Annotated in this window: 10 protein-coding genes; all 10 read left to right on the top strand. The window is 61.9% G+C overall.

The window, feature by feature from the left end:
* Positions 1 to 14 precede the first annotated feature (14 nt).
* The 10 genes from AC07VH_RS15075 (at position 15) to infB (ending at position 14,717) form a co-directional block, all read left to right on the top strand.
* Positions 15 to 953: an ABC transporter permease gene (locus tag AC07VH_RS15075; protein WP_071079183.1), complete on the top strand. Its 939-nt coding sequence runs from the start codon at positions 15 to 17 to the stop codon at positions 951 to 953.
* Between the two features lie 9 nt (positions 954 to 962).
* On the top strand, positions 963 to 2,078 hold the full coding sequence (locus AC07VH_RS15080) for an ABC transporter permease (protein WP_475416405.1): 1,116 nt from the start codon (positions 963 to 965) through the stop codon (positions 2,076 to 2,078).
* A 9-nt stretch (positions 2,079 to 2,087) separates the two neighbouring features.
* On the top strand, positions 2,088 to 3,779 hold the full coding sequence (locus tag AC07VH_RS15085; RefSeq protein ID WP_475416404.1) for an ABC transporter ATP-binding protein: 1,692 nt from the start codon (positions 2,088 to 2,090) through the stop codon (positions 3,777 to 3,779).
* Between the two features lie 27 nt (positions 3,780 to 3,806).
* The gene (locus tag AC07VH_RS15090; protein ID WP_076569123.1) at positions 3,807 to 4,769 is read left to right on the top strand and encodes a VTT domain-containing protein; all 963 of its coding nucleotides are present in this window, start codon (positions 3,807 to 3,809) and stop codon (positions 4,767 to 4,769) included.
* 349 nt (positions 4,770 to 5,118) lie between these two features.
* On the top strand, positions 5,119 to 6,138 hold the full coding sequence (locus AC07VH_RS15095; protein WP_070219236.1) for a glucokinase: 1,020 nt from the start codon (positions 5,119 to 5,121) through the stop codon (positions 6,136 to 6,138).
* Between the two features lie 411 nt (positions 6,139 to 6,549).
* A complete protein-coding gene (gene scpB / locus AC07VH_RS15100; RefSeq protein ID WP_034760153.1) occupies positions 6,550 to 7,344 on the top strand; it encodes an SMC-Scp complex subunit ScpB in 795 nt (264 codons plus the stop codon).
* Positions 7,337 to 9,418 (top strand): 23S rRNA pseudouridine(2605) synthase RluB, encoded by a 2,082-nt coding sequence (gene rluB / locus AC07VH_RS15105; protein ID WP_489628712.1) that lies wholly within the window; start codon positions 7,337 to 7,339, stop codon positions 9,416 to 9,418. Before scpB ends, rluB begins: the two co-directional genes overlap by 8 nt.
* A gap of 343 nt (positions 9,419 to 9,761) precedes the next feature.
* Positions 9,762 to 10,250: a ribosome maturation factor RimP gene (gene rimP / locus AC07VH_RS15110; RefSeq protein ID WP_035828693.1), complete on the top strand. Its 489-nt coding sequence runs from the start codon at positions 9,762 to 9,764 to the stop codon at positions 10,248 to 10,250.
* Positions 10,247 to 11,812: a transcription termination factor NusA gene (gene nusA / locus AC07VH_RS15115; RefSeq protein WP_070222358.1), complete on the top strand. Its 1,566-nt coding sequence runs from the start codon at positions 10,247 to 10,249 to the stop codon at positions 11,810 to 11,812. The genes rimP and nusA overlap by 4 nt, the downstream gene beginning before the upstream one ends.
* Before the next feature lie 46 nt (positions 11,813 to 11,858).
* On the top strand, positions 11,859 to 14,717 hold the full coding sequence (gene infB / locus AC07VH_RS15120; protein WP_475416402.1) for a translation initiation factor IF-2: 2,859 nt from the start codon (positions 11,859 to 11,861) through the stop codon (positions 14,715 to 14,717).
* The last annotated feature ends 75 nt before the right edge of the window (positions 14,718 to 14,792 follow it).

Genomic DNA, 14,792 nt, shown 5'->3' on the forward strand with positions numbered 1-14,792 from the left:
AACAAGGAATCATTATGTTTGCTTATATCCTGCGCCGCTTGTGGCAGATGCTGCCCACCATGCTGGGCGTGGTCCTGCTGGTGTTTATATTGTTTAACTGGGTGGGCGGCGATCCCGCCTACATCCTGGCCGGCAAGATGTCTAGTGCGGAAAGCATCGCCAACATCCGCCGCCAACTGGGCGTCGACCAGCCGTATTACGTGCAACTGTGGATCTTCATCAAGCAGATCGTCACCTTTGATTTCGGTCAAAGCTGGGCCACGGGCGAAACCGTGTCGCACATCATCACTTCGCGCCTGGGCCCGTCGATGATGGTCTTGATCCCGCTGACCGTGCTGGAAACCTTCTTCGGCGTGGCGCTGGCGCTGGCCATCGCTTTCGTGCGCGGTTCGCTGACGGACCGCGCCGTCATGATCGCCTGCACGGTGGGCATGTCGATTTCCATCCTCGTCTACATCATCGTCTTCCAGTACGGCTTCGCGTATAAACTGGGCCTGTTCCCCGTGCAGGGCTGGGGCGACAGCTTCTGGGAAAACCTGCTGCGCTATTCCACCCTGCCTATTTTGATCGGCCTGGCCGTGTCCATCGCGCCGACGCTGCGCCTGTTCCGCACCTTCGTGCTGGACGAGGCCAACCAGGATTACGTGCGCACGGCGCGCGCCAAGGGCCTCAAGGAAGGCCGCATCATGTGGGTCCACGTGCTGCGCAACGCCGGCATTCCCATCATTACCTATGTGATGTCGAACTTGCCGGCCCTGCTGATCGGCGCTTTCCTGCTCGAGCGCTTCTTCGGCATCCCCGGCATCGGGCGTGAAGTGATCCTGGCCGTCGAGCGCAGCGACTTTCCGGTGATCAAGGCGATCACCGTGTACGTTGCCGCCGCCACCATGCTCTTCAACCTGCTCACCGACCTGCTGTACCAGGCGGTCGATCCTCGCGTACAACTGAAGTAGAAAGAGACGATGTCGAAACCTCATACATCGCCCGGCCTGTGGGCCCTGGCGTGGCGCCGTTTGCGCGGCGACAAGATTGCAATGGTATCGCTGGCCGTGGTCGGCGCATTTTTCCTGCTGGTGCTGGCCTCCGCCAGCGGCCTGGTGGCGGCGAACTGGGAAGACGAAGTGGCCGTCAGCTATGCGCCGCCCACGTTTGTGGGGGCCGACAAGGATGTGGCCGGCGCCGGCGACGGCGCCATTCCCCATGCCGACGAGCGTAGCGCGCCGACACCCGTCAACGTGCTCGACCCGCTGGCCGACGACATCGCCGAACTGCGCGCCCAGATGGGCAGCAACCCATCGGCCGGCGTCGAGATGTACGGCGTGACGGACCCTCTGGCCGACGACTTGACGGCCTTGCGCGCCGGCATGGGCAAGACGAAAAAGCTGATCGCGCACAAGGCGGCAACCTTGCCGTTCGGCGCCGACAAGTGGGGCCACGACATCCTGCAGAAAACCATCAAGGGCGGCGAGACGTCGATCGTCGTTGGCCTGGTGGCGGCCTTGCTGGCCGTCGTGCTGGGGACGATCTTTGGCGCCGTGTCCGGCTACTTCGGCGGCATCGTCGATGACTTTTTCAATTGGTTCTACAGCATCTTCACCTCGATTCCGTCGATCCTGATGATCTTGACGGTGGCGGCCGTGCTGCAGCAGAAGGGCGTGCTGACCATCGTGCTGATCCTCGGTTTGACGGGCTGGACGGGGCCATACCGCCTGATCCGCGCCGAATACATCAAGCACAAGGCGCGCGAATACGTGATGGCGGCCGACGCCATCGGCGCCTCGCACTGGCGCAAGATGTTCTCGCACATCTTCCCGAACGTGAGTCACGTGGCGCTGGTGCAAATGTCGATTCTCGTGGTGGGCTTCATCAAGGCGGAAGTGATCTTGAGTTTCCTCGGCTTTGGCGTGCCGGTGGGCACCGTCTCGTGGGGCAGCATGCTCAACGAGGCACAAAATGAACTGATCCTGGGCAAATGGTGGCAGCTGACGGCCGCCGCCACGGCGATGGCCGTGCTGGTGACGGCGTTCTCGCTGTTTACCGATGCCTTGCGCGATGCGCTCGACCCCAAAGTGAAATAGGAGTTGCTCATGGACCAGAATAACCTGTTGGAAGTGCGCGACCTGCGCGTCACCTTCCGCCTGGACAAGAAGACCACGTTCGAAGCCGTCAAGGGCATCTCGTTCAACGTGCCGCGCAACAGCACCGTGGCCCTGGTGGGCGAGTCGGGCAGCGGCAAGTCCGTCAGCTCCCTGGCCGTGATGGGCCTGCTGCCGCCTGACAGCACCATCATCGATCCGCAATCGCGCATCCACTTCGGCGGGCGCGACCTGCTGCAACTGTCGATCGCCGAGCGGCGCACCATGTGCGGCAAGGATATCTCGATGATCTTCCAGGAGCCGATGTCGTCGCTGAACCCCGTCTTCACCGTCGGCTTCCAGATCGCGGAGGTGTTGCGCCAGCACATGGGCATGAACCGCAGGCAGGCGCGCGCGCGCACGCTGGCATTGCTCGAGGAAGTGGGCATACCCGATCCAGCCACCAAGATCGACGCCTACCCGAGCCAGATGTCGGGCGGCCAGCAGCAGCGCGTGATGATCGCCATGGCGATCGCCTGCGAACCGAAACTGCTGATCGCGGACGAACCGACGACGGCGCTGGACGTGACGATCCAGAAGCAGATCATGGACCTGATCGCGGCGCTGCAAAAGAAACACCAGATGTCCGTGCTCTTCATTACGCACGACCTGGGCCTGGTGGGGGAGATCGCCGACCAGGTGATCGTCATGCGCCACGGCGAAGTGCGCGAGACGGGCGAGGTACGCCAGGTATTCGAGGCGCCGCAAGACAGTTATACGAAAGCCCTGCTGCATTGCCGCCCCTCGCTGGACGAGCGCCCGTGGCGCCTGCCCGTCATTGCCGATTATATGGAAGGCAAGGCCGGCCCCGGCGTCGAGGTGAAACAGCGCACGCGCGGCTACACGCCGGGCGACGAGCCGGTGCTGGTGGTGAATAATCTCAGTAAAAGCTTTTATACGCGCGAGGGCCTGTTCGGCAAGCGCGAATTCCAGGCCGTCAAGGATGTGTCGTTTACTTTGCCGCGCGGAAAAACCCTGGGTGTGGTGGGCGAATCCGGCTCCGGCAAGACGACGGTGGGCCTGACCTTGCTGCGCCTGCACCAGGCGACGGGCGGCACGGCCATGTTCCACGGCAAGGATCTGATTGCCATGCCGAACAAGGAGTATTTGCCCTATAAACGCCGCATCCAGATCATCTTCCAGAATCCGTATGCCTCGCTCAATCCCCGCTTCACGGTGGGGCAGATCTTGCTGGAACCCATGCGCATCCACAAGATCGGCGCCGATGACAAGGAACGCATCGCCAAGGCTTACTGGCTGCTCGATAAAGTCGGCCTGCCGGAGCAGGCCTTCCACCGCTATCCGCACGAGTTCTCGGGCGGCCAGCGCCAGCGCATCGCCATTGCCCGCTGCCTGACCATGCAGCCGGAAATTCTGGTGTGCGACGAATCCGTCTCGGCGCTGGACGTGTCCGTGCAGGCGCAGGTGCTCAATCTGCTGCAGGACTTGCAGGATGAATTCGGCCTGTCCTACATCTTCATCTCGCACGACTTATCGGTGGTGAAATACATCGCCGACCAGGTGATGGTGATGCACAAGGGGCAAGTGGTGGAGCTGGCCGATTCGGACGAGCTGTACCGCAATCCCGTGCATCCGTACACGCGCACCCTGCTCAGCGCCATACCGAAGGGCGTGCAGTTGTAGGGGGCTTTTTACGGTAAGATAGCGGCCATGCCCAACCTCATTTATCTGCTCGAACATTACGGTGTCCTGATTGTCTTTGGCATCGTGCTGGTGGAGCAGCTCGGCCTGCCGATTCCCGCCTTTCCCATCCTTGTGGTGGCGGGCGCGCTGGCCGTCGATGGCGACATGAATGGAGGCTTGGTGCTGGCCGCCGCGCTGGGCGCCTGCCTGATCAGCGACTTCACGTGGTTCCGCGCGGGCCGCCATTTCGGCAAGCGCATCCTGCGCCTGCTGTGCCGCATCTCGCTGTCGCCCGATTATTGCGTCAGCCAGACGGAAGACAAATTCAAGCGCTGGGGCCCGAAAGCCCTGATCGTCTCCAAGTTTGTGCCGGGATTCAATACCGTGGCCGCGCCGATGTCGGGCGCGCTGGGCACGCCGCCGCGCCTGTTCTTCCTGTACGCGGGTCTGGGCGCCTTGCTGTGGAGCGGCACGGGCATCGTCGTCGGCGTGATCTTCCACGCCAGCGTGCAGCAGGTGCTCGATTTGCTCAGCACCATGGGCAGTACGGCCTTGCTGATGCTGGCCACCTTGCTGGGCCTGTTCCTGCTGTATAAATACCTGGAGCGCCGGCGTTTCCGCCAGGCCTTGCAGATCGAGCGCATCGGCATCGATGAATTGCTGGAACTCATAGAGCAGGGCGAGGAGCCGCTGATGGTCGACGCGCGCAGCGCCACGGCGCAGGCGCTGGAACCGGCCGTGCCGGGCGCCTTGTTCTTCAATGGCAAGGAGCCCGTGCCCGCCATGATCGCCATGGACAAGGACCGCCACATCATCGTGTATTGCAGCTGTCCCAACGATGTGACGGCCGCGCAAGTGGCCAAGCTGCTGCACCAGCACGGCTTTCACCGGGCCAAGCCCCTGCATGGCGGCCTCGATGCGTGGAACGCGGCCTACCGCTCGGACCAGCCGGCGCCCGCCAGTCTGCTGGGCGAAGGCTTGCCTTCCTGATCAGTAAAAACCGGTAGTAATAATACGAAAACACCGTCGCCGGGCCACCGGGACGGCAGCGCCACGCCTGCGCCGCCCCATACAAAGCGGCTTTGCGCAAACTGCGGCATACTCTTGTTTTCAGGCGATTCCTGCTGCTGTGCAACATGATTTTCGTGCGCCCGCCGAGTGCAAGTACTTACTATAAATCATTGTTTGCGAGCAACTTTAGCCTTGCCTGTTGCATTTGGAGTGGAACTACCAATAAAGGCTTGTTTTGATGTACTTAAACTACAAACTTTGCTTGCCTCCGGGCGCATTCATCCTTTAAGCTTGGCGTCCCATGCGTCCCACTTCATCATTTAAAATCATGAGCGCTTCGTCTTCCCCCGTATTGCCGACTTCCGCCTTTGCCGATGGACCGCGCCTGCTGGCCGACGTGGGCGGCACCAATGCCCGTTTCGCCCTGGAAGTGGCCGCCGGCCACATCACCCTGGTGGAAGTGCTGCCCTGTGCCGATTACCCGAGCCTGTCCGCCGCCCTGCAAGCCTACCTGGCCCTGCCGCACATCGCCGCAGCAGGCGGGCAAGCCGTGCGCCATGCCGTGATCGCCATTGCCAACCCCGTCGACGGCGACTTCCTCAGCATGACGAACCACCATTGGTCGTTCTCGATCCGCGCCATGCGCGAAGAGTGCGGTTTCACGACCCTGGACGTGGTCAACGATTTCACGGCCCTGGCGCGTTCCTTACCGCAGCTGTCGAGCGAACAGAAGCACCAGGTGGGCGCGGGTACGGCCCGACCGAACACGGCCATCGGCCTGATCGGCGCCGGCACGGGCCTGGGCGTGTCGGGCCTGATTCCTTCGCACGGCGGCTGGATCGCCCTGCAAAGCGAAGGCGGCCACGTCAGCTTTGCGCCGTTCAATGAAACGGAAGTGAGCATCCTGCAATTTGCCTGGCGTGAATACGAGCACGTCTCGGCCGAGCGCCTGATTTCCGGCGACGGCCTGGAACTGATCTACCGCGCCCTGGCCGACCGCGCCGGCGTGCCGGCCGAAGCCTTGCCGGCGGCGGAAATCACGCGCCGCGCGCTGGCCGGCGAATCCCAGTTGTGCGACGACGTCATCGAAGCGTTCTGCTGCATGCTGGGCACCGTGGCGGGCAACGTCGCCGTCACTCTGGGCGCGTTGGGCGGCATCTATATCGGCGGCGGCATCGTGCCGCGCCTGGGGGCGCGTTTCGACCGCTCCGGTTTCCGCGCCCGCTTCGAGCGCAAGGGCCGCTTCGCCAACTACGTGTCGCAAGTGCCGACCTTCGTCATCACGGCGCAGTACCCAGCTTTCCTGGGTGCATCGGCCATTCTCTCGGAGAAACTCGCCTCCCTGTGATGCGGGCAGCGGGCGATGTGTCGTGCCAGGACCGGGTAAAACGCGTGTTTTGCCCGGTTTTGCGCTTTTCCGCTTTTTATCAGGTACAATTGGCATCGTTGGATGAAACGACGACTGTCGCTTTCCCGTCTGGCTGGTTCGCCGCCACAGGAAAGCAGCTGCTCCGGAGATCGTTTCATTGCTGGTTACTTAGTGAAGGTTAATTAAGGCCAGCACCATGGATGGCAGGACTTTCACTGCATCCGCTTTAATCCCGCTTTGCGCGCATCGGCCAAGGCGTCGGAAAAACAGCCTCAACTAGTAACCCAGCACGGCGTCATCATCGATGTCTGCCCTCTGTTACGTTGAAATGAACGTTTTTGATTTCTTTCTCTGCATACGAATTGCAACACACATCCGCACAGAATTGCTATGAATACAATTGAGGCTAAAAAAGTCCTCGAAACCGCGTTGCTGTGCGCTCGTGAATCGCTGACGATCCACAGCTTGAAGAAGCTGTTCGTCGATGCGGACGAGAATGGTCGCGTGCGCGGCGTCGGCGTCGGCGCCGACACGATCAAGCAATTGCTGGAAGAATTGCGCGATGAGTGGGAAGGGCGCGGCATCGAGATCGTCAGTCTGGCTTCAGGCTGGCGCTTTCAAAGCCGCCCGGAAATGAAGATGTATCTGGACCGTTTGACGCCCGAGCGGCCGCCCAAGTATTCGCGGGCGACCCTGGAAACCCTCGCCATCATCGCCTACCGCCAGCCGGTGACGCGCGGCGATATCGAGGAGATTCGCGGCGTTGCCGTCAATTCGCAGACGATCAAGATGCTGGAAGACCGTGGCTGGGTCGATGCCATCGGTTACCGCGACGTGGTGGGACGGCCGGCCTTGCTGGCCACCACCAAGCAGTTTTTGGACGACCTGGGTTTGCAATCGCTGTCCCAGCTGCCGCCTTTGCAGCAAATCAGCGAGATGCAGGGCAATGGGCTCGAAGCCCTGGAAGCGGCCCTGCAGGAAAATTTTGACAAGGCAAGCAATGAGCTTGTCCCCCAGCTTGGTGCAGGTAGCAATACGGCTGTGACAGATGTAGATGTGACAGCAAGCCTTGATGCCGGCCCCGATGCTTCGCCCACGGACGAAGCCTATACTCACGACCCTGCGCCAGAACTAACGGTTGACGCTGCGCCAGGTCAGCACAGCCAAGAAACGAAGAATGAATAATCCGAACACACCCGAGACAGTCACCGCCAGCGACGAAGCCATCGTTGCCAAGCCCAAGCGCCGCACCAAGGCCCAGATCGAAGCCGATGCGGCTGCTGCTGCCGTTGCCGGCGACAGCGCCGCCGCCAAGCCGAAGCGCCGCGCGAAAGCCGACGTGGCCGCCGACTCAGTTGCTGAATCCTCCGTCGTCGTCGCTGCTGAAACTGAAGCTGCGCCAGCGGCCAAGAAAACCCGCGCCAAGCCGGCCCTGAAGGCCGTTGCCGACGCCGCCGAAGCGGCTGCCGAGGCGGTTGCCGCCCCGGCACCGCGTCCGCCGCGCGCCCGCGCCGCCGCCAAGGCCGCTGCCGCTGTCGCTGAGGTAGCACCGGAAGCCGTCGCCGACAAGCCGGCCGAAGCACGCCCGACCCGCGGTCCGCGCCAGATGCGCGGCGTGCAGGCCGAACGCGCATTGCGCCAGCCGCCGCGCGCCGAAGCGCCGCAGGCCGCCGATGCCGCACCTGCCGCAGCGCCGGCTGCGGCGCCTGTCGCCGACGTGTTCGATGCCGAAGGCAACCTCGTTTCCGCGCCACGCGCACCGCGCGGTCCGCGCAACGACGTGCCGGGCGCCGGCAAGAATGCGGGCAAGAGCCGTAAAAAGGGCAAGGGCCGCCAGGCTGCGCCGGGCAAGCTCAGCGACGCTGATGCCGTGTTCTCGTTCGTCACCTCCGACGCGTTCGACAGCGAAGAGGGTGGCACGGGCCGCATGCAGAAAGCGGTTGTGCGCCGCGACCTGACGTCCGACGACGACGCGCCGAAGCTGCACAAGGTGCTGGCCGAAGCCGGTCTCGGTTCGCGCCGCGACATGGAAGACCTGATCATTTCGGGCCGCGTGTCCGTGAATGGCGAACCGGCCCACATCGGCCAGCGCATCCTGCCGAGCGACCACGTGCGCATCAACGGCAAGTTGATCCAGCGCCGCGTCAGCAAGAAGCCGCCGCGTGTGCTCGTGTACCACAAGCCGGCCGGCGAAATCGTCAGCCACAATGACCCGGACGGCCGTCCATCCGTCTTCGACCGCCTGCCGACCATGAAGGCCGGCAAGTGGCTGGCCGTTGGCCGCCTTGACTTCAACACGGAAGGCCTGCTGCTGTTTACCACCTCCGGTGATCTGGCCAACCGCCTGATGCACCCGCGCTACGGCATCGACCGCGAGTACGCCGTGCGTACCCTGGGCGAGCTGGAAGAGGGCATGCGCCAGAAGCTGCTGGCCGGCGTCGAGCTGGAAGACGGCATGGCGCAGTTCTCGAAGATCGCCGATGGCGGCGGCGAAGGCATCAACAAGTGGTACCGCGTGGTGATCGGCGAAGGCCGCAACCGCGAAGTGCGCCGCATGTTCGAAGCCATCGGCCTGACCGTGTCGCGCCTGATCCGTACCCGCTACGGCGCCATGACCCTGCCGAGCGGCCTGAAGCGCGGCCGCTGGGAAGAGATGGATGAAAACACCGTGCGCGACCTGCTGGCCGCCTACGGCATCGAAAAGAAAATGCCGCCTTCGGGCGATCCCCGTGCCGCCGGCGCCGCCAAGGGCCGCGAAGCGCGCAAGGCCAGCCGCGATGACGAGCCGAATGGCAACCGCATCGATGTGAGCAACCGCAACGCCGATCCGTTCCCCGTCGCGCCGCGCCGTGGCCAGCCTGCCGGCCAGTTTGCCCGTCCGCAAGGCCAGGGCCGCCCAGGCGGCGCCGGCCGTCCAGGCGACGCGCGTGGTCCTGGCCGCGGCCAGCCGCAAGGTCCGTTCCAGGGCGGCCAGCCCCGTTCGTCGGCATCGTTCGAAGGCGCGCAAGGCCAAGGCCAGGGCCGTCCGCCGCGTGCGGCAGGCCAGGGCCAGGGCCGTCCGGGTGGCGAAGGCCGCGCGCCGCAGCGCGGTCCGCGTCAGCCCGATCCGCTGCAAACGGCCTTCGGCTTCGCCAACACGGGGCCGCGCCGCAATGCTGGCGGTGGTGCCGGTGGGCAAGCGCGTTCCGGCGGCCAGCCGCGTGGGGGCATGGATCGTGGCGGCATGGACGGCATGCCGCGCCGCCGCAGCAAAGGTTAATCGGGAAGAGTTTCTTCTTGCGCGCCCGCCGATCTGCGGCGGGTGCGCGCTCTTGTAACTGTTGTAAGCCGGGCCGCTCCTCGTGTGCGGCATTGCGGCGAAGTTAATAAGAGGTTATAATCTGCAGCCTAATAAAAGTTCTCCGCAGGGTTGTTTGGTGGGGAGTGCTTTCATCTGGTTGGGGAAATACAAGAAGATGGGCAGATGCCCATTTTTTTTTTGTTGAACCGTTTGTGATGGCGCCGGCAAGGCGCCATATATGACTTGTGCGTGTTTTTTTGCATGCCGCCGGCCCTGTTTCAGTGCCGCGATGCCGAAAACAGGCCTTTTTCTGGAGAATTTCTTGCAGCAGTTGGGATTAATTGAAAAGACAGTCACTGGTCTGGGCTATGAGCTCGTTGATGTCGAACGTGCCGAGCGCGGGCTGCTGCGCGTCTTTATTGATTTCAGCGCCGCCGATGCCGCTGAAAAAGGTCCGATCACGGTCGAAGACTGTGCCACGGTGAGTCACCAGTTATCGCATGTGTTGACGGTAGAGAACGTTCCTTACGAGCGTCTCGAGATTTCTTCCCCGGGTCTCGATCGTCCGGTGCGCAAGCTGGAAGACTTTGTCCGTTTCGCAGGCCAGGAAATCATCGTCAAGCTGATGGTGGCGATGCCGGGTACGAACAACCGGAAATCGTTCCAGGGGATCTTGCAAGAACCCGTGGGCGATAAATTGTCGTTGGAATTTGAAGGTAAGGATGGTCCGGCGATGTTGGAGTTTACGCTCGCCGATGTGGATAAGGCACGCTTGGTGCCGCAGGTGGTTTTTAAGGGACGCAAAGCATGAGCCGCGAAGTTTTATTATTGGTTGACGCGCTGGCGCGCGAAAAAAACGTCGATAAAGATGTCGTCTTCGGCGCCCTCGAATTCGCGTTGGCGCAAGCCACGAAGAAACGGTATGAGGGTGAAGTAGACATCCGCGTTTCAATCGACCGCGAAACGGGCGAATTCGAATCGTTCCGCCGCTGGCACGTGGTGCCCGATGAAGCGGGCCTGCAATTGCCGGATCAGGAGATCCTGCATTTCGAGGCAAAAGAACAGATTCCCGATATCGAAGTCGATGATCACATCGAAGAACCGATCGAATCCGTCGAATTCGGTCGCCGCTTCGCCCAGGATACCAAACAGGTCGTCCTGCAGCGCGTGCGTGACGCCGAACGCGAACAGATCCTGGTCGACTTCCTGGAACGCGGCGACTCGCTCGTCACCGGCACCATCAAGCGCATGGAACGCGGCGACGCCATCGTCGAATCGGGCAAGATCGAAGCACGTTTGCCACGCGACCAGATGATCCCGAAAGAGAATCTGCGTATCGGCGACCGTGTGCGTGCCTACATCTTGCGCATCGACCGCAACATGCGCGGCCCGCAGGTGATCCTGTCGCGCACCGCGCCAGAATTCATCATGAAGCTGTTCGAGCTGGAAGTGCCGGAAATTGAGCAAGGCATGCTGGAAATTAAATCCGCAGCCCGCGATGCCGGCGTGCGCGCCAAGATCGCCGTCTACACGGCCGACAAGCGCATCGACCCGATCGGTACCTGCGTCGGCATGCGCGGTTCGCGCGTGCAGGCCGTCACCGGCGAGTTGGGCGGCGAACGCGTCGACATCGTGCTGTGGTCGGAAGATCCGGCGCAGTTCGTCATCGGCGCCCTGGCGCCGGCGAACGTGTCGTCGATCATGGTCGATGAAGAAAAACACGCGATGGATGTCGTCGTCGATGAAGAAAACCTGGCAATCGCGATCGGCCGTTCCGGCCAGAACGTGCGCCTGGCCTCGGACCTGACCGGCTGGAAGATCAACATCATGACGGCCGAAGAATCGGCTGACAAAGCTGCCCAGGAAACGGCTGCCGTGCGCATCCTGTTCATGGAAAAGCTCGATGTCGACCAGGAAGTGGCCGATATTCTGGTGGAAGAAGGTTTCGCCAGTCTGGAAGAAATCGCTTACGTGCCAATTTCCGAAATGCTGGAAATCGAATCGTTTGACGAAGATACCGTCAATGAACTCCGTACCCGTGCGCGTGATGCGCTCGTGACCGAAGCGATTGCTTCGGAAGAGGGTCTGGAAGGCATGGACGAGGCGTTGGTGAATCTGGAAGGCATGGATCGCATCACCGCCGGCAAGCTGGGTCTGGCTGGTATCAAGACCGTTGAAGCATTTGCAGCACTGGCATACGACGAATTTGGCGCAATCCTGGCCTTGTCTGCGGACCGTGCGCGTGAACTGATTACAAGTGAATTTAAAGATGTGACCGACGATGAGATGAAGTTGGTTGACTCGAAATACGACGATCGTGCCAAGGCGTTGCAAGCCAAGGCATGGAGTCTGGCCGAATCCGCAAAGGCTTAATTTGAGTATCTTTATCATCTCCGCGACACATAGAAAAGAGGACTGAATGGCGAGTAACAACGTAGCCCAATTTGCCACCGAACTGAAGATGCCTGCAGATTTGCTGCTGACGCAGCTGCGTTCTGCCGGCGTCGAGAAAAGTTCGACGTCAGATCCATTGTCGAAAGATGATAAGGACAAGCTTTTGGATCATCTGCGCCGCACACACGGCGCAGCGGCTGACACAGAAAAGAAAAAAATCACCGTGACCCGCAAGGAAACGACTGAGATCAAGCAAGCAGACGCCACCGGCAAATCGCGCACGATCCAGGTGGAAGTGCGCAAGAAACGCACTTTCGTCCAGCGTGACGAAGCTGCGCCGGTCGCGGCAGAACCGGCCGCGCCTGCCGCACCGGTGATCGATCCCGCCGACGTGGCGCGCCGTGAAGAAGAAGCCCGTAAACAGGCTGAACTGATCGCCCGCCAGGAAGCCGATCTGCGCGAAAAGCAGGAACGTCTGGCCAAACTCGACGCGGAAAAAGAAGCCCAGGCGAAAGCCACGCAACAGGCTGAATTGGCTGCGAAGAAAGAAGCTGAAGCGGAAGCGAAGAAAGCGGCCGCCAAGGCTGCCGCCGCGCCTGCTGTCAGCGCCGCTGCGCCTGTCGTTGACGACGCCGCCGCCGAAGCGAAAAAAGCCGCCGCCGCCGAAGAAGCGAAGAAGAAAGCCGCCGCCGCTGCTGTTGCCGCCAAGGAAGCCGCCGATAAAGCGGAAGCCACCGAGCGCGCACGCAAGGCCGTTGCCGACGAAGTCGCCCAGATCAAGGCCATGATGAACGCGCCACGCCGCGCCATCAAGGCACCGGAACCCGTACCGGTTCCCGTCAAGCCGAAGGCGCCGGAAGGCACCCTGCATAAGCCTGCTGACAAGAAACCTGGCGACAAGCCGGGCGACAAGAAGCCTGCTGTCGCAGACAAGAAATCCATCAAGTCGGCCAATGTGTCGTCCACCTGGTCCGATGACGCGAAAAAACGCGGCACCACCGGTGGTCCTAAGCCACGCGGCAACAGCGGCCCAGGCGGCCGTGACAGCTGGCGCGGTGGCGCGAAGGGCCGTCGCCCGACGCACCATGACGACCGTGAATCGAACTTCCAGGCACCGACGGAAGCCGTCGTCAAGGACGTGCACGTACCGGAAACGATCACCGTGGCCGAACTGGCACACAAGATGTCCGTCAAGGCATCCGAAGTCATCAAGCATTTGATGAAACTGGGCCAGATGTGCACGATCAACCAGGTGCTGGACCAGGAAACCGCCATGATTCTGGTGGAAGAAATGGGCCACAAGGCGTTCGCCGCCGAACTGGACGATCCGGAAGCGCTGCTGGCCGACGTGGGCGAACACGCGCACTTCGAAACCAAGCCACGCGCACCGGTGGTCACCGTCATGGGTCACGTCGACCACGGCAAGACCTCGCTGCTCGATTACATCCGTCGCGCCAAGGTGGCATCCGGCGAAGCGGGCGGCATTACGCAGCACATCGGCGCTTACCACGTCGATACGCCACGCGGCATGATCACCTTCCTCGACACCCCGGGCCACGAAGCGTTTACCGCGATGCGTGCCCGTGGCGCCAAGGCAACCGACATCGTGATTCTGGTGGTGGCCGCCGACGATGGCGTGATGCCGCAAACGAAAGAAGCGATTGCCCATGCGAAAGCAGCTGGCGTACCGCTGGTGGTGGCGATCAACAAGGTCGACAAACCAGGCGGCAACGTTGACCGCGTGACGCAGGAACTGGTCGCCGAACAAGTCGTGCCGGAAGAATACGGTGGCGAATCGCCATTCGTGCCGGTCTCGGCCAAAACGGGCCAGGGTATCGACGACTTGCTGGAGCAAGTGCTGCTGCAAGCCGAAGTGCTGGAACTGACGGCGCCGGTCGATGCGCCAGCGCGCGGCCTGGTGGTCGAGGCGCGTCTGGACAAGGGCCGTGGTCCTGTCGCGACGATCCTGGTGCAGTCGGGTACCTTGCGCCGCGGCGACGTGATCTTGGCGGGCTCTTCGTATGGTCGCGTTCGCGCCATGCTGGACGAGAACGGCAAAGCCATCGCTGAAGCGGGTCCTTCGATTCCGGTCGAAATCCAGGGTCTGACGGAAGTGCCGGTCGCCGGTGAAGAAGTCGTCGTCATGGCTGACGAGCGCAAGGCGCGTGAAATCGGTCTGTTCCGTCAAGGCAAGTTCCGCGACGTGAAACTGGCGAAACAGCAAGCCGCGAAACTGGAAAACATGTTCGACCAGATGGCCGAAGGCGAAGTGAAAAACTTGCCATTGATCATCAAGACCGACGTGCAAGGTTCGCAGGAAGCGCTGGTTGGCTCGCTGCAGAAACTGTCGACCTCCGAAGTGCGCGTACAAGTGGTTCATGCCGCTGTCGGCGGCATCACGGAATCGGACGTCAACCTGGCAGTCGCCTCGAAAGCGGTCATCATCGGCTTTAACGCCCGTGCTGATGCCCAGGCACGCAAGCTGGCCGAGTCGAATGGCGTGGACATTCGCTACTACAACATCATTTACGATGCGATCGACGAGATCAAATCGGCGTTGTCGGGCATGTTGGCACCAGAGAAACGCGAAACCGTCATCGGCCAGGTCGAGATCCGCCAGGTTATCCTGGTCTCGAAGGTTGGTGCGATTGCCGGCTGTCTGGTCACCGATGGCGTGGTCAAGCGTGCTTCCTCCGTCCGCCTGTTGCGCAACAACATCGTGGTGTGGAGCGGCGAGATCGACTCCCTGAAACGCTTCAAGGACGATGCGAAAGAAGTTCGCGCCGGTCTGGAGTGCGGCCTGTCGCTGAAGAACTACAACGACATTCAGGTTGGCGACACCCTGGAAGTGTTCGAAGTCCAGGAAATCGCTCGTACCCTGTAATCACAGAAGTAATGGCGCGGACATATCGTTGTCCGCGCAAACACGTGGGGCGCATTGGTCAACGGGCAACCGTTT

The sequence above is a fragment of the Janthinobacterium sp. GW821-FHT03C10 genome, from assembly GCF_059420865.1.